Source organism: Pontibacter mangrovi (assembly GCF_006385705.1).
GTDB lineage: Bacteria > Bacteroidota > Bacteroidia > Cytophagales > Hymenobacteraceae > Pontibacter > Pontibacter mangrovi.
In genome coordinates this window covers 22,448-37,629 of record NZ_VFRQ01000015.1, presented here as the reverse complement: position 1 = coordinate 37,629, position 15,182 = coordinate 22,448, and the positions used below count along the sequence as shown (strand labels likewise).

At 49.6% G+C, this 15,182-nt stretch carries 13 protein-coding genes; 7 read left to right on the top strand and 6 right to left on the bottom strand.

Annotated elements, in window-relative coordinates; genetic code table 11:
- The first annotated feature begins 2 nt into the window (after positions 1 to 2).
- From FJM65_RS19150 to FJM65_RS19120, 6 genes are all read left to right on the top strand, one after another.
- Positions 3 to 1,217 (top strand): efflux RND transporter periplasmic adaptor subunit, encoded by a 1,215-nt coding sequence (locus FJM65_RS19150; protein WP_140455326.1) that lies wholly within the window; start codon positions 3 to 5, stop codon positions 1,215 to 1,217.
- A gap of 157 nt (positions 1,218 to 1,374) precedes the next feature.
- Positions 1,375 to 2,019: a DUF3347 domain-containing protein gene (locus FJM65_RS19145; RefSeq protein WP_140455325.1), complete on the top strand. Its 645-nt coding sequence runs from the start codon at positions 1,375 to 1,377 to the stop codon at positions 2,017 to 2,019.
- A 919-nt stretch (positions 2,020 to 2,938) separates the two neighbouring features.
- Complete coding sequence (locus FJM65_RS19135; RefSeq protein WP_140455324.1) at positions 2,939 to 3,526, top strand: helix-turn-helix domain-containing protein; 588 nt, start codon at positions 2,939 to 2,941, stop codon at positions 3,524 to 3,526.
- A 249-nt stretch (positions 3,527 to 3,775) separates the two neighbouring features.
- A complete protein-coding gene (locus FJM65_RS19130; protein WP_140455375.1) occupies positions 3,776 to 4,417 on the top strand; it encodes a hypothetical protein in 642 nt (213 codons plus the stop codon).
- Positions 4,418 to 4,502: 85 nt separating this feature from the next.
- Positions 4,503 to 4,817 (top strand): phosphoribosylpyrophosphate synthetase, encoded by a 315-nt coding sequence (locus tag FJM65_RS19125; protein ID WP_140455323.1) that lies wholly within the window; start codon positions 4,503 to 4,505, stop codon positions 4,815 to 4,817.
- Between the two features lie 11 nt (positions 4,818 to 4,828).
- On the top strand, positions 4,829 to 6,970 hold the full coding sequence (locus FJM65_RS19120; protein WP_210240318.1) for a copper-translocating P-type ATPase: 2,142 nt from the start codon (positions 4,829 to 4,831) through the stop codon (positions 6,968 to 6,970).
- Between the two features lie 194 nt (positions 6,971 to 7,164).
- On the opposite strand, the gene FJM65_RS19115 is transcribed toward FJM65_RS19120, so the two are convergent.
- The 4 genes from FJM65_RS19115 to FJM65_RS19100 form a co-directional block, all read right to left on the bottom strand.
- Positions 7,165 to 7,776, bottom strand: a complete 612-nt coding sequence (locus FJM65_RS19115) for a DUF2911 domain-containing protein (RefSeq protein ID WP_140455322.1) — start codon at positions 7,774 to 7,776, stop codon at positions 7,165 to 7,167.
- 42 nt (positions 7,777 to 7,818) lie between these two features.
- Entirely contained in the window at positions 7,819 to 8,451 is a 633-nt protein-coding gene (locus tag FJM65_RS19110) for a hypothetical protein (RefSeq protein WP_394348148.1), read from the bottom strand.
- Positions 8,452 to 8,713: 262 nt separating this feature from the next.
- Entirely contained in the window at positions 8,714 to 11,236 is a 2,523-nt protein-coding gene (locus tag FJM65_RS19105; protein ID WP_140455373.1) for a multicopper oxidase domain-containing protein, read from the bottom strand.
- Positions 11,237 to 11,662: 426 nt separating this feature from the next.
- Positions 11,663 to 11,986, bottom strand: coding sequence for a four-helix bundle copper-binding protein (locus tag FJM65_RS19100; protein WP_140455320.1), 324 nt, complete (start codon positions 11,984 to 11,986; stop codon positions 11,663 to 11,665).
- A gap of 253 nt (positions 11,987 to 12,239) precedes the next feature.
- Here FJM65_RS19100 and FJM65_RS19095 point away from each other — a divergent pair, with 253 nt between their 5' ends.
- Complete coding sequence (locus FJM65_RS19095) at positions 12,240 to 13,247, top strand: potassium channel family protein (protein ID WP_140455319.1); 1,008 nt, start codon at positions 12,240 to 12,242, stop codon at positions 13,245 to 13,247.
- A gap of 336 nt (positions 13,248 to 13,583) precedes the next feature.
- On the opposite strand, the gene FJM65_RS19090 is transcribed toward FJM65_RS19095, so the two are convergent.
- Both FJM65_RS19090 and FJM65_RS19085 read right to left on the bottom strand, forming a co-directional pair.
- Positions 13,584 to 14,063, bottom strand: a complete 480-nt coding sequence (locus FJM65_RS19090; RefSeq protein WP_140455318.1) for a DUF305 domain-containing protein — start codon at positions 14,061 to 14,063, stop codon at positions 13,584 to 13,586.
- 227 nt (positions 14,064 to 14,290) lie between these two features.
- Positions 14,291 to 15,118: a formate/nitrite transporter family protein gene (locus FJM65_RS19085; protein ID WP_140455372.1), complete on the bottom strand. Its 828-nt coding sequence runs from the start codon at positions 15,116 to 15,118 to the stop codon at positions 14,291 to 14,293.
- Positions 15,119 to 15,182 lie beyond the last annotated feature (64 nt).

Here is a 15,182-nt window from a genome sequence, read left to right as displayed (position 1 = left end):
GCATGATGAGAAGAGCAAGAAATTACACCCTATACCTGCTGGCCTTCCTGATGGTAATTACCCTGGGGGCCTGCAGCCATGAGGAGGCAGCCCATACAGAGGGCGACGCAACCACCTATACTTGCCCGATGCACCCGCAGATCGTGCAGAACGAGCCCGGCACCTGCCCTATCTGCTTCATGGACCTGGTGCCGGTGTCGCAGGCAGGCCAAAATGAGGGGGAGCTGATGCTGAGCGACAGCCAGATCGCGCTGGGGAACATCGCTGTGAAACGGGTAAAGTATGGCGACGTGGGCAGCAGTACCATCCTGACCGGGCAACTCGTGCTGGACGAGACACAAACCGATGTGGTTAGCAGCCGTGCCGCAGGGCGCATTGAGAGGCTCTACATCAAAGAAACCGGACAGCGTGTTCAGAAAGGGCAGCCGCTCTACGAATTGTACTCGGAGGAGCTCCTGACCCAGCAACGCGAGTACCTGCTGGCCCTCAGGCAGAACCAGGAACTGGGACAGGAGAACCCGCGCTTTGCTTCTTTTCTGGAAGCTGCCAAAAAGAAACTCCTGCTCTATGGCCTGACGGAGGCACAGATCAGAAGACTGGCCAGTACGGATCAACTGAATGCCAGAGTCACTTTTGTAGCTCCAAGCGCAGGCGTAATAACAGAAGTTGCCGCCGCCGAAGGGCAGTACGTAGCCGAAGGCGGCGTGCTCTACAGGCTGGGCAAGCTGGGCAGCATCTGGGTGGAGGCCGAGCTCTACCCGCAGGAGGTGGCCCAAGTGCAGGTGGGGGATCCGGTTCAGGTGTCAGTACAAGGCTTTACCGAAGGGGCTGTTCCAGCCAAGGTTACCTTCCTGAACCCGGAGTATAGGGCCGGGAGCCAGGTAGCTGTCATGCGTGCTGAGTTAAAAAACAATGAGGGGCAGTACTTGCCGGGTATGCAGGCCAACGTGACGCTCCCCGGCAAGAGCGGCGAGAGCCTGACTGTACCAACTGATGCGGTTATCCGGGATGAGCGTGGCAGCCATGTGTGGGTGCAGACAGGAAAAGGAACCTTTCAGGCACGCATGGTGACGCTCGGTGAGGAAAGCTTTAACAATGTAGCCATACTCTCGGGAATAAAAGAGAATGATAAAGTCGTGACCTCAGGGGCCTACCTGCTTTACAGCGAGTTTGTGCTGAAGAAGGGCGGCGACCCGATGGCAGGCCATAACCATTAAAACCAATGAAAGACTGCTGCAGGATAGCGCCCGACGAACCGAAAGAACCAAACAGTAAGAAATGGCTGAGATGTGGGCCGTTAACCTTATCGTAAGCGCTTTAGTCGCCTTTGTACTAGTAAATCAAATTAATCACTAACACTAAATAAATTAAAAAATGAATCTAAGACCAATTCAAAGAATCGCATTTGCCGGGGCCGTAATGGGTGCCTTTACCTTTACTGCCTGTGCCGAAAAGCAGCAGGAAACAACGGAGGCAGCTCAGGATCAACACGAAGGTATGGACCATAGCACTATGGACCACGGACAAATGACAACGCAGGAGGTGATAGAGACTCCTGACTATACTTCGGTTGGCGGGCCTGTAAAGGCACAAGTGGCAGCTTTGGTAGACAATTACCTAAAGTTGAAGGACGCGCTCGTTGCTTCCAACGCGCAAACAGCGAAGGCAGCGGCTGAATCTGTACTTGCCGCCGCCGAAAAAATAGACCTAGCTAAGCTGGAGGGCGAGCAGAAAGCCTTTGCCGAAGAGAAGGTGGAGGAAGTAAAGCAAAGTGCCACCAAAATTGCTGAGGCAGGTGAGGTGAGCGCACAGCGTGAAAGCCTGGAGCTACTCTCAGAGGCTACGTTCTCGCTTACCAAGGCATTCGGCGCGACGGACCAGAAGCTCTACTACCAGCATTGCCCGATGGCAAACAACAACCAAGGCGCCTACTGGCTGAGCGCTAACCAGGAAATCCGCAACCCATACTTCGGCGAGCAGATGCTCAAGTGCGGCGGCACGGAGGAAGTGCTGAACTAAAACTAACCATGCGTGAGTCTGCCAGGGACTCACGCATGCATCTATAGCTGTATTCCCACCACAGGTGTTACTGAACCTTGGAGCGACTGGCTGAGAAGCTTTTTCCCCGAATATTCAGTATTAGTGGAGGCGTATCTTGCTTAAGTACAGTGCAACCCTGTATTTTATTGTTTTTTCTATATATTTACACTGTGCGAAGGTTAAGGGGCTGCCGCACAAAGGCCTTACTTCATGAGAAGAACCAGACATAACAAGAACTTAAACTTTACGGGGCTGCTTCTATTGGCAGTCTTCGTGAGCCTGTACCTTGTTCAGCTGGTTTGCAACCTGCCGCACCTGGCTGAGCGGCTCCAACCTGTAGCTTCCACTCCAGCACAACACCACAGCGCAGAGCATGGTGGGCATAGCCATAAACATGAAACCTCTTCGGAACATCACGGTAAGGAGCACGCACACCATGAGGAGAAGCATCCTGCGTCGTCAACGGAGGATAGTAGCTGTTGCTCTGATTTAGCTTACGCCCCTTTTTTAAAGAGCGCTCCTCCCGTGGAGCTGCCGTCGCTTGTAAAGGCATCGTATACCTTCATGGATAGCCTTTATCAGGCTGTATTACGCGCTTTTTATAAGAACTGTGTTACAGCGGTGTCGCACGCTCCCCCTGATCCCCCTGTTCCTAAAATACCTGACATCATAATATTCCTGCACTCTTTAGTCATTTGATGCACAAGCTGCTCCTGACCGCATCATGGAAGAGCTATGCTTTTCCGTCTCTGATGTGCGTGACCTTCTGTGCCTTTCACCTGCGCCGCTCTTCCTGGCTTGCAGTAAGGCATGTAACGCGCTGAATGTGTTTGTAACATCAAATGAAGCGGTAGTTCGCTTTTAAAGCAAGCTAGCCGCTAACATACTATTGGTTTAAATGAGTGAAGAGAATCAGCACCAAAGGGTGCTTCGCATTAAAAATATGGTGTGCCCCCGCTGTATTATGGTTGTGCGGGAAGAACTGGAAAAGCTGGGCCTGCCTGTTCTGGAGGTAGAGCTGGGTACAGCCGTTATCGGTGAAAACGAAGCGGTGGATGAAACGGCCATAGAAGCGGCCATGGCTCAGAAAGGGTTTGAGCTGCTCCACGATAAGCGAGAAGAGCTTGTAGAGAGTATCAAAGTAGCCGTCATTAATTTAGTTTATAGTGATGAGATTTCATCCCTTGCCACGAACCTGTCTACTTATCTGGCCGAGAAGCTAAACAAAGACTACTCCACCATCAGCACGGCTTTCAAAGCATCTGAGGGTATAGCCCTGAATAGGTACATTGTGCTACAAAAAATAGAGCGCAGCAAAGAGCTGCTCACTTACGACGAGCTTCCTCTTACTGCTATTGCAACCAAGCTCGGCTATAAAAGCCTGCAGCACCTTTCCAGGCAGTTTAAGGAAGTTACTGGCACCACCCTCAATCAATACAAGCGGCAGGGTGGCTCAGACCGTCATACTATCGATAACCTGTATTGATACTAAGGTTTCTCCACAGATATATAACGCTGCTCCATAAATTTATAAAACTGCCTTCGTCTCGCTCGAGTACTCTAAGTGTGTTCAAAGGCAACGCACCTGCTTAGCACTTTTGTGTGCAATCAGTGGCTGCTAATTTTAATATTATTGTGAGTAGTTAGGTATTGTGGAGGTTTAGTGTAAATCATAATACGCCCACTTAACTAACGCTTTATAAGAATGAAAAACACCTGTTTTTTACTACTCCTAATGTTGTTTTTATCTGTAATTAGTACCCAAACACTTTACGCACACGGAGGCGAGAAACACGGGAAGGCTGCCGCAAAGCAAGAGAAGCCGCAGATAGTAGATACCGCTGCCGTAGTGCAACCCGCAGTAGCTCCCGAAGCGCATGCCGCCCACCAGCAAGAACCGGAGAGTGCCCACGCCAGACCGGATGACTTCCCTAACATGCACCCTCTGCTTGTGCATTTCCCCATCGTGCTGCTGTTGGTAGCCGCCGCCGTGCAGCTCTGCAACATCCTTTTTCTGCGCAGAGAGCTGGACTGGATCACCACCATAGCCACCCTAATAAGCTTTGGCATGGCCTACTATGTTACTAAAATCGCGCATCCGCATACCAGCGGACTCACAGAACATGCAAAGCTTGTACTCGCCCAGCACGACTACTACGCCGACTGGACCATTTACTTAGCGGGAATAGGCCTAACGGCACAGCTGCTGAGTCAGTTCCTGTTTAAGGGCCAGCGCTGGAGCGTGCTGGTCGTAGCCTTTGTTCTTACCGGTGCCGCTTACAGCGTGGCCATGGCAGGACATTATGGTGCGCAGCTCGTACACATAGAGGGAGTCGGCCCCCAAGGCAAGTACCTGGACACAGGGCACCATCATTAATTTAAAGGCGCAGCCCCATAGCTGCGCCTTTGCTTTTTAGCTGTGCGCGTAGATTCTAAATGTATGAAACTTAAAGCTGACAAGGATGAACAAGTACCACTACGAAACCATAGTCGAGGCGCTCCATGACTTAAAGAAGCGGGGCTATGTGGAGGACTTTAACTTACGCCCGTACTGTCTGGAGTGCCCCCGTTTACAACTGGAGTTAGGGGCGGGGGAGTTTGACATCAATGAGGTACATCGGTTTGAAGGAGCTAGCAACCCTGACGATAACTCGGTTGTGTACGCGATCTCCTCCGATCAGGGCGTAAAAGGTGTACTGATAGATGCTTATGGAACGTATGCCGATTCTGTTACGCCTGAAATGGCCCAAAAATTAAGAGTTGATTATCAATCTTAGAAGCTACTATCATGAATCATGACCATCAACACCACCAGGGGAAAAGTCAGCGCCAGCAGGCAAAGGATCAGAAAAACCAGGTAACAGAGCGGCTGGAGGAAAAGACACTGCACGCCCACCACAAGGCCATGCCGCATGGAGAAGGCACGCCCCCACCGCACGAAGAGCACATAGGCCACGCGGAACACGGGGAGCATGAGGGCCACCACGACCACCACCGCATGATGATCGAGGACTTTAAGAAACGCTTCTGGGTTTCACTTGCATTATCGGTTCCGGTTATCATCATCAGCCCTATGATCCAGGATATTCTGGGCTACTCTTTGAATATCCCCTACAACATGATGATTTCCTTTGTGCTTTCCAGCATCATCTACTTTTATGGGGGTTGGCCATTTCTAACAGGCCTTGCCGAGGAGGTTAAGAAAAAGGCCCCGGGCATGATGACGCTGATTGGCGTAGCCATTACCGTGGCCTATGTATACAGCACGGCAGTGGCCTTCGGGATAAAAGGCATGGACTTTTTCTGGGAACTTGCCACCCTGATTGTGGTAATGCTGCTGGGCCACTGGATTGAGATGCGATCTGTGTTAGGTGCCTCCAAAGCCCTTGAGTTACTGGTGAGCATGATGCCAGCCGAGGCTGCGCTTATCAAAGATGGACAAACCATAAAAGTGAAGGTAGAGGAGCTAAAAGCAGATGATCTTATTCTAATAAAGCCCGGTGAGAAAGTGCCTGCCGATGGCGAAGTGGTACAGGGAGATAGCTACCTGAACGAAAGCATGCTGACTGGTGAGAGCAAACCGGTGCAGAAAAAACCAGGCGATAAGGTAATTGGTGGCTCCATAAACGGCAACGGCTCGCTACAGGTGCGTGTGCAAAGCACCGGAAAAGACAGTTACCTGAACAAGGTAATTACCTTGGTACAGGAGGCTCAGAAAACAAAATCAGATACGCAACGGCTTGCCGACAAGGCTGCCAAATGGCTCACCTACATTGCCCTTACTGCCGGTACTTTAACCTTAGTCGCGTGGCTAATTGCCGGTGCTGAGTTTGGCTTTGCCTTGGAGCGGATGGTTACCGTTATGGTTATTTCTTGTCCGCATGCGCTGGGTTTGGCTATACCGTTGGTAGTGGCTATTTCTACAGCTGTATCTGCAAACAATGGGCTCCTGATCCGTAACCGTACTGCTTTTGAGAACTCACGCAACATCACCACCATCATCTTCGACAAAACAGGTACCCTAACCCAAGGCTCGCATGAGGTGGCACGGGTTGTATCGCTGAACCCGGCCTACACAGAGCAGGAATTGCTAAGGTTGGCAGCCGGAGTCGAGCAAAACTCAGAGCACTACATATCGCAGGGCGTGTTGCGCAAGGTTGAGACAGAAGGCATTACCATACCCGCTTCCTCTGACTTTCACTACCTGCCCGGCAAGGGCTTGGAGGGAACCGTGGAAGGAAAGGATGTGAAGGTAGTAGGGCCAAACTACATTAAAGAGTTCAACATACAAGTACCCGAAAACGATGCCGAAGATGGTGTAGAAACCGTGGTCTATATTATGATAGACCAACAGGTGGCAGGCTTTATCACGTTGAAAGACCAAATACGACCTGAGTCAGAGGAAGCCATAAAGATACTGAAAGAGAACGGCATTAAGAACTTATTGCTAACCGGTGACAATGAGCGTGTAGCCAAGAGCGTAAGCGACAAACTGGGCATGGATGGCTACCTGGCCAATGTGCTGCCGCACCAGAAGCAGGAGAAAGTAAAAGAGCTACAGCAAAATGGTGAGTTTGTGGCCATGACGGGCGACGGCGTGAACGACGCCCCTGCCCTGGCGCAGGCCGACGTGGGCATTGCCGTGGGCTCGGGCACCGATGTGGCCGCCGAGACTGCCGACATCATCCTGGTCAACAGCAATCCGCAGGACATTGCCTCGCTCATACTATTTGGTAAGGCAACTTACCGGAAAATGATCCAGAACCTGATCTGGGCAACGGGCTATAACGTGGTGGCGCTACCGCTGGCTGCCGGTGTGCTGTATCAGCAGGGTATCATGGTGTCTCCTGCTGTTGGGGCGGCGCTCATGAGCCTGAGCACCGTGATTGTGGCTATTAACGCGCAGCTGCTGCGTAGGCAGCTAAAGTAGCAGGTGGAGGTTATAGATCTTGCCGAGATCAGAGTCGGAAGGCAAGTTACGCCTCGTGTGGTGCTGGGTGTGGGAGCCAGCGCTACCAGTTGGTGCAGATGAATATTTGCGTCTGTTCCCAAAGTTATATTGCCTTCTATCGTTAAATCTATAAGGAGGTGTCAGAGCGCGTTTGCCACCTCCTTATGCTTTGATTACGAGTTAGATCTAACTGGCACCGTTAGTCCAACTTTATCCCAGGCAATAAGAATGTCGCCTTCTGAGCTATTTTTCCCAAGTATCTCATACTTCAATCTTTCCTGGTGTTGTTTCAGTTCCTCTGGCTTCACCTGCACTCGCAGCACATCCTTTTTCTGATCGTACTTGTCGGCCAGGTGCTGCTGCCAGTCCCTATTGAAGATCACCGTCCACTCATTTTTTCCCGGTATGGTAAATAAAGCATACTTACCGGCAGGTAATTCCTTGCCATCAATTATCAAGGCTTTATCAGTTTCAAAAGAGGTGGCCATGTGTGCTCCTGTTACCCATACCTGGTTGTACGGCACCAAACCTCCCCAAATAATTCGCCCTTTTACGCCCGGTGCATGGTAGTTTATTTTAATGTCTGCGTTGCCTATACTTCCTGTGGCTTCGGATGGGATGCTGCCTTTAATCGTGTCTGGCTGTGACTCCTGTGGCTCTGGGGTTTCTGCTATTTCTACAGAGGAAACCTGCTCCTGCTGGCTCTCCTCTGTGGTACTGGTGCAACTTGTTGTGATTGCTGCCGCTACGGTCGCAGCTCCTAAAAGGAATGTCTTCTTTTTCACGTTGAATTTATACTTTAGATAAGGGTTTATTAAGATGATGCGCTATACTTTCTGCACCCGCTTCTTTACTTTTCTTACCGACGGTGACGACATATAATACAGCACAAAGCCGGAAAGTATAGTAAGCAAGCCAAAGATAGAGAACGCTTTTAACAACACGTTTCCGAAATTGTCTCTGCCGGCGTAGTCCATGGTGTGCAGCATCCAGAGGAAATCGAATACGCGCCATTGGTCGTGGCGTATAGCCTGGAATGTACCTAACTCTGCTGAAACGTACACCGTACATTTGTCCGGCTTGCTAAAGGTTACGGCCCATGCTGGCAACGGTTTTTCGCGGTACTCGTGGTGCGAACTAACTTCTGTCAGGTACTCCACTTTATCCACTTTTATCGGATCCGCCATTTGCCGTTTGGCAACTACCACGGCCATATCTTCAGAAAGCGGTGAGACAAACGCACCGGTTTCGGCATTGGCCAGCTGCACTTTTACATTGGAAGTATGGCTCGGCATGTGCCCCTCAGCTTCATGCTGTGCGTGATCCATGGCACCCGAAAAGTAGCGCACCTGGTAAGTAGGCACACCCGCAATTTCGATCAGCTGCACCGACTGCACAGAGTCTATCGCCTTATTTACTTTTAGCTGCTCCAGCACTACCTGTGGCGATACCATTTGCATAGACGCCGGGAAATATTTCTTCCCGCTCCTGAGGTGGTCCCCGTGTACCTTATCAATATTATTCCAGCTGAAGTATAACCCACCAAGTGTCCAGAAGAAGAATTGAACGCCTAACACAAGGCCAAGATAGCGGTGAGATTTGCGGATATAATATTGCTTACTTTTTAACTTCATCAGGCTAATATAACACCAAATCCACAACCGGTTCAAAACTGGGCGCTAAAGTCTAAAATTACCTACTCCAGGGAACGCAGAAACTACATCAGAAGCGCACCGTTAGGCCACCGCCCGCTCCGAAGCGGTTGTCGTAGCTGCCCATCAGCGAAAAACTCTTCGACATCAGGTACTCCAGCCCCACATTCCAGGTGGTCTCGCTTCGGTAACTATCCACTTTACCCGTGCCTTCCTCCGGCTCAAAGTCGTTAACCCAACCAAAGTCCGCCTGGTACTCATACTCGCCAAACAGAAACGTACGCGGAAAAATGAGAACTTCCCGGCCCAGGCTGATCTGAGGGCGCAGTTTGTTATCCATGCGCAGGTCCAGATTGAACATATAAGGTGTCAGCCACCTAATGCCGGTAATGGCGGTGGTCTCAACCTCATCCATACTATCCTCTTGCTCGTTTTCCACATTCACCCCCACAAACACGTTCAGGTAATCGTACAGGAACCTGCCGTAGGTAAGCTCTGCCTCCAGGTTCTTGTTCCATCCGTACTCTGCTGTTAAGGTAAACTGGTTGCGCAGATTCGATAGCACCATCCTTGTCTCGCTCATGTGGGAGGCGGCATCCACGGCACCCCAGAAGAAGAAGTGGTTGCTTTTGTTTGTCAGGATGTTGAGCGGGTAGCCTTTCAGGCGCGGGTCGCGGGGAGTGTCATAACTGAAGATGCGGGCCATACCGGCATCGAGGTGGTAGAGGATGTGGCAATGGAAAAACCAGTCGCCGTACTCGTTGGCATCAAACTCAATCACCACTTTCTGCATCGGTGCCACGTTTACGGTGTGCTTGAGCGGCGAGTACTCCCCGTGCTCGTTTATCACCCGAAAGAAATGCCCATGCAGGTGCATAGGGTGGTGCATCATGGTCAGGTTGTTGAGCGTGATGCGGGTAACTTCGCCCTGGTTAATTTTTATTTTGTCAGCTTCTTTTAGTGGCACGCCGTTCATACTCCAAATATAGCGCACCATGTTGCCGGTCAGGTTGAGGAGTATCTCCCGCACAGGTTTGTCTTCTGCAAAGTCGGTTGACTCGGGCGCCTTCAGGTAGTCGTAGTTGTATTCAGCAAACATCTCCATACCGGGCATTCCCTCGTGCTGCATTCCGATGCTTTTGCGCTCTTTAATGGAGTTGGCTTTGGCTGTGTCAACATCTTGCTCGTGCATACGGTGGTTCATCTTCGCGTGGTCCATTTCCATGGCAACGGCGGAGTCTTGCCGCATTTCCCTGCTGTGCATGGTATGGTTCATTTTGGTGTGATCCATACCCTTTGCAGCGGTGGTGTCTTTTGGCATTCTCTGGTGCTCCATTTTGGAGTGGTCTATCTTTTTAGCGCCTGTTGTGTCCTGCTTCATCTCCATGTTGTGCTGCATGGGCTTCTGCTTCTTTTCCGGCTGTTTCATGTCCATCTGGTCCATACTTTTGCCGTGCTCCATGTGCATGCCTTCCCCCATCTGCATCTCATCATCCATCTGCATGCCCCACTCCTTCATCATCTCGTAAGGCTCCTCCTCGCTGGGGTTGAACTTGGTGGCCGGAGCTCCCATTTTCATGCTCATGGCTGCCATCTGCTGCATCATCGCAATCTTATCCGGTCGGGGCACATCGGGTGCGGGTATAACAGGCCCCTGGCCAAGCAAGGCAGAGGTGTGGCCGGAGCCGTCCTGCACGGTGGCCTTCATCTCCAGCTTCCCGTTCTGCGGAATGGTCACAATAAAATCGTAGGTCTCGGCTACCGCGATAAAGGTTTTGTCACGCTTAACGGGTACCACATCGGGGCCATCGGCGGCAACCAACAGGGGCGTGTCTCCGCCAAAGGTGAGCCAGAACTGGCTGGATGCGGCTGCGTTGATCACCCGCAGCCTTACCTTTTGCCCCGGCTTATACTCTGGGTACTCCCGCACAGGCTGCCCGTTTGTCAGGAAGGCGGGGTAGTATATGTCGGCGATGTCGGCTCCCTCCATGCGCTGTTTCCAAAAATTTAGCTGCGCCCCCAATGCTCCCCTGGCTATTACCATACTTAGCGGTATGGAAGTGCCCTTCTGGATGTCATAGATTTCCAAGCCTCGCTTCAGCGTCTTCAGTACGTTTGTAGGTTTTTCGTAGGTCCAGTCCGACAGCACCACCACCAGGTCCGAGTCATAGTCCAGCTTCTGTTCCCGGTCCTCAACCACAATGGAGCCATACACCCCCATCTGCTCCTGCAAACCGGTGTGGGAGTGATACCAGTAGGTGCCGGTATGCTTAAGCTCAAATTCATAGGTAAAGGTAGTGCCCGGCTCAACGGGCGGTGTGGTAAGGTAAGGAACCCCGTCAAAGAAGTTGGGCAGTAGGATGCCGTGCCAATGGATAGAAGTTTCCTTAGGCATCTTGTTGGTCACACGGATCACCGCATAGTCGCCGATCTTAAACCGCAGGGTCGGGCCGGGGATGGAGCCGTTGATGGTCATGCCCATACTTTTTTTGCCGGCTATCTTCACCTGCTGCTGGTCAATGGTCAGGTTGTAAACAATAGTGTCGGTTTGGGCAGCGGCCTCTTTTTGGGTAAGCGCAAGGTGTATTATCATGAAAATCACTAACGCTGCATAATTTCTACTATTCAGGATACTTTGCATAAGTATGGGAAATTTAATATACTTTGACTGGCTGATTTGCCCTACAGCCAAAGAGAAACTCTGCTCCGGCTTCCTATCCACTCAACTGACACAGCCTTTCAGTTAATTCTGTAAGCTTGAAGCTGGCGGTAATTCTGCTTTAGCTTTAAATAGTAAACCCCCACCACCGGAGCGACTGCAAAAATCTCCGACAGCAGGGGGATATTTCTATTGTACTTTTTTATGGCTCAAGTAACTATACATCAGTTTAGTTGTACGGTATTATCACCGGTTTCACTGGCTACTTAGTAGTTGCTCTTTGTACTTGCCACATCATTTTATACTAGTGTGGCAAACAATTTGGCTTTCAGTAAACCAGCTACCATACTTAAGCCTGATTTATGAAGCACTCATGTACTGCTCACAGGCCTGCACTAACTTGGCGCAAGAGTCAGCACATTCCTGGCAATGCTGCATATCGTGTTTCTTGCATTCTTCTTGGCAGGCTTTGGTAATTTTGATACACTCCTGTACAAGATCTTTCGCGTAGCGGGAGTCACGCGATACATAGTCTAATGTAGCTCTACAAATAGCAGCGCAGTCCAGATCCAGCCGGATGCAGGGCACCATTTTTTTTATATCGTCTTCCTGGAGGCAAGAAATAGCACAATGGTTGCAAGATACCTCACATGCTGCTAAGGCTTTTATTAAGTCTTTGTTCATAGTTATACAAATTAGTTCAACACATTTCTGTTATACTCTCCGTGTAGCAGCACCGTTTTACATATTTTGAGTCAATTTTTATATATACTTAGAAAAAAACCGCCTTGAATTATCAATCGGCAAGAGGTAAAGGTTAAAACAATTTGTAGGCATGTTGTTTAACTGCACCGGCTAGCGAATTACAAAAAGTGCTGCAAATCCATTCTTCTATATATTCGTTAAGAAGCATATTTAGTGCAAACCATGCTATTTTATGAATATCCTATACCTCTGCCTTGGAGCCTTCCTTTTTGCCATCACCGTACTTGATATCATTAAAACCACGCTTTCGTCCAACGGAGGAGGAAAAATCACCAATCTTGTGTCCAGGTCCGTCTGGAAAGTGTTCTTTCTTGCTGCAGGCAGAAAAGGAAAATCAAAACTGCTACAGTATGCCGGCCCATCTGTACTGGTCTCTATCCTGCTGGTGTGGGTAGTCGGGCTTTGGCTGGGGCTGTTCCTGCTGCTGCTGTCAGATCCCGACGCTGTTCAGAAGAGCAGTACGCTGGCTCCTGCCGATGCCTGGGAGAAGCTGTATTATGCCGGTTTTACCCTCTCCACGCTGGGTGTGGGCGACTATGTGGTAACCAATGACTTCTGGCGGATTGTAACCAGTGTCGCGGCTTTCTCCGGCCTGGCTTTCATCACTACTTCCATCACGTATTTCATCCCGGTGCTGTCTGCCGTGGGCGTGCAAAGCAAGCTCAGCCTTTACATCAGCAGTATGGGTAAAACGCCGCAGCAGGTACTAACCAACAGCTGGAACGGGCAAGAACTCTCTTCTTTCTTCGATACTACTTCGGATCTGTGTCAAATGCTGCTGCAGCACACCGTTAACCATCAGTCTTACCCTGTCATTCACTATTTTCATGACAGTAAGCCTGAACAGGCTATCACACCTGCTGTTGTGCTGCTGGCTGAAACGCACCTGATGCTGGCGCAAACGGTATCACCACAGGCGGGAGTAGATCAGCTGAAAATGAGTATGCTGCAGAAAGCGCTGGACTCGTACCTAAATATGGTAAAAGGCAGCTTCTTGACAAGTGCCTCCCCTAAAGAGGGCGCCCCAGTTCCTGATCTTTCGGAGCTGGAGGAGAAAGGGATACCACTCCAGCATAAGCCACTTTTTAGCCATGAGGTACAGGAACACAGAAAACTGCTTACGGCATTACTGGAAATGGACGGCTGGACCTGGGATGTGGTACATAAAACTAATGGCTGATAGCTGGCTGTAGTATTTTAGCAACTTTCTGTCATTTCGAACACTCTTAACGCGAGAGTCTAAGAGAGCGAGTATAGCTTTGGAAAATCTGAATTATTGCACAAAGCATTACAGATTTCTCCCTTTGGTAGAAATGACAACACACAATTGAGTATAAGGTAAAAAGCAACAGCCCTGCCTTTCTTAGAGAGGCAGGGCTGTTACTTTTTGGTGTAGTTAATCGAGATTAGAGATACTTACCCTCTGGCGCTAAACCCAATTTACACCTCATGTGTGTAGCGCCTCAAGACTGTTTAATCCGACCAATCTTCAATAATTGCATGTTTAGAGCAGGTGCTATTCTTTATCCAGGCGCTCTAACATTGCTTTCATCTCACTAATCTCTTTTCTCTGCGCTTTAATTATTTCTTCCGACAGTTTCTTTACCTCAGGATCTTTAATGTCAGCACGCTCGCTGGCTAATATGGCAATAGAATGGTGCGGGATCATGGCTTTCATCCAAAGCACATCGCCGATTGGTTCTTGTGCGCGAACAAGAGATAAAGCACTTATAAACAAGAGAATACTTCCTGCAATAATTGCCATGTTCTTTGTTCTGTTCTTGTACATTTTTCTCATGAACAAAAACATGATCACGGCCATTGCCGAAATACCCAGGCAGGACATGTAAAAGCGTGTCATGCTAAAATACACATGGTCAAACTGATACGTGTTCATGTACATGGTGATGTACATCGCAACAAAAGAGAAGGCCAGCATCAATACAAACTTTGTGTAGCTTCCTTTCATATTACTATTTTGGTTAGCGTGTTCCATTTTATGGTTTTATAGTTGTTGAAGTAAAGTATATAGAAACGTGAATATTTAAGCAGAGTTGGATTTCTTTAACTCTTACAACCTGAAGGGAATTTTATTTTATTCCGCCGCTTACCCGCAAGCGGCACACCGAAAGAAGGCAGTAATCAGTTGGTCCTGCTAACTCAACGCACAAAAGAGTGTTGCATACAAATGACCGAGATGCTGAAGCAGGCATGTATAAAAAGCTAAGTATTACCCTTTTTAAACCTGCCTGCTTTAATCTGGGCATAGTTGATGGCTGCTACTAAGATCACGCCACCGAGTATGTTGCCGATAAGCGTGGGCAGGATATAATTCCCCAGCACATCGAACCAGGAAACCTGTTGTGTGGCAGCAAGCGTAAAGGTTTCGACAGCACCTGCCACAACATGGCTAAAATGGCCAATTCCTACTATGTATGTAATAATTATAATTACCCAAACCCGGGCGGCATCAGCATAAGGTAAGAGCCATACCATCAGGGCGATAAGCCAGCCAGCAAACACCGCCCGCAACAGGGTAGTGCCAAAACCCGGCTCCATTGCCTTCTTCCCTATCGCCTCAAAAGCCTTCATCACATGCGGCTCGAAGATAGAGGTATAGGCGATTGCCCTAGCGATAATTAAAGCGCTCAGCAGGTTGGCGAAAAGCACTATCCCCCAAAGACGCCCGACATTCAAGAACGTAGCCATGTTTTTACGGTGCAGCAGCGGCAGTATTGGTGTGAGCGTGTTCTCGGTGAATAGTTGCTGCTTGCCCAGAACCACGATCAGAAAGCCCATGCTATACCCAAAGGTAGATACTAAAATACTCCATTCTGCATCCGGTAGATAAGCCTTCAGCAATCCCTCCGAGATCATGGAAAAACCCATCGAAAGCCCAGCCGCCAAACCAGACCATAATAAAGCTGGTGAAGACCGCTTCAGTTCGGATTCAGCCTCCTCAAAAACTATTGCGTGGATATTTCTGGCAGAGGGCGAGCGGTCTAAAACAACCTCCTGTGGATTTGTCTCCAAGTGTTTATCTTCTATCATAGATATTAAATAATCGCCTTTAGATTCAAAACTGCACATATTAAACAACTTGGCACAGCCGTAT

Coding starts and splice junctions, on each gene's coding strand:
- FJM65_RS19150 (WP_140455326.1), top strand. CDS start 3: ATGATGAGAAGAGCAAGAAATTACACCCTATACCTGCTGGCCTTCCTG.
- FJM65_RS19145 (WP_140455325.1), top strand. CDS start 1,375: ATGAATCTAAGACCAATTCAAAGAATCGCATTTGCCGGGGCCGTAATG.
- FJM65_RS19135 (WP_140455324.1), top strand. CDS start 2,939: ATGAGTGAAGAGAATCAGCACCAAAGGGTGCTTCGCATTAAAAATATG.
- FJM65_RS19130 (WP_140455375.1), top strand. CDS start 3,776: ATGTTGTTTTTATCTGTAATTAGTACCCAAACACTTTACGCACACGGA.
- FJM65_RS19125 (WP_140455323.1), top strand. CDS start 4,503: ATGAACAAGTACCACTACGAAACCATAGTCGAGGCGCTCCATGACTTA.
- FJM65_RS19120 (WP_210240318.1), top strand. CDS start 4,829: ATGAATCATGACCATCAACACCACCAGGGGAAAAGTCAGCGCCAGCAG.
- FJM65_RS19110 (WP_394348148.1), bottom strand. CDS start 8,451: ATGCAAATGGTATCGCCACAGGTAGTGCTGGAGCAGCTAAAAGTAAAT.
- FJM65_RS19105 (WP_140455373.1), bottom strand. CDS start 11,236: ATGATAATACACCTTGCGCTTACCCAAAAAGAGGCCGCTGCCCAAACC.
- FJM65_RS19100 (WP_140455320.1), bottom strand. CDS start 11,986: ATGAACAAAGACTTAATAAAAGCCTTAGCAGCATGTGAGGTATCTTGC.
- FJM65_RS19095 (WP_140455319.1), top strand. CDS start 12,240: ATGAATATCCTATACCTCTGCCTTGGAGCCTTCCTTTTTGCCATCACC.
- FJM65_RS19090 (WP_140455318.1), bottom strand. CDS start 14,063: ATGGAACACGCTAACCAAAATAGTAATATGAAAGGAAGCTACACAAAG.
- FJM65_RS19085 (WP_140455372.1), bottom strand. CDS start 15,118: ATGATAGAAGATAAACACTTGGAGACAAATCCACAGGAGGTTGTTTTA.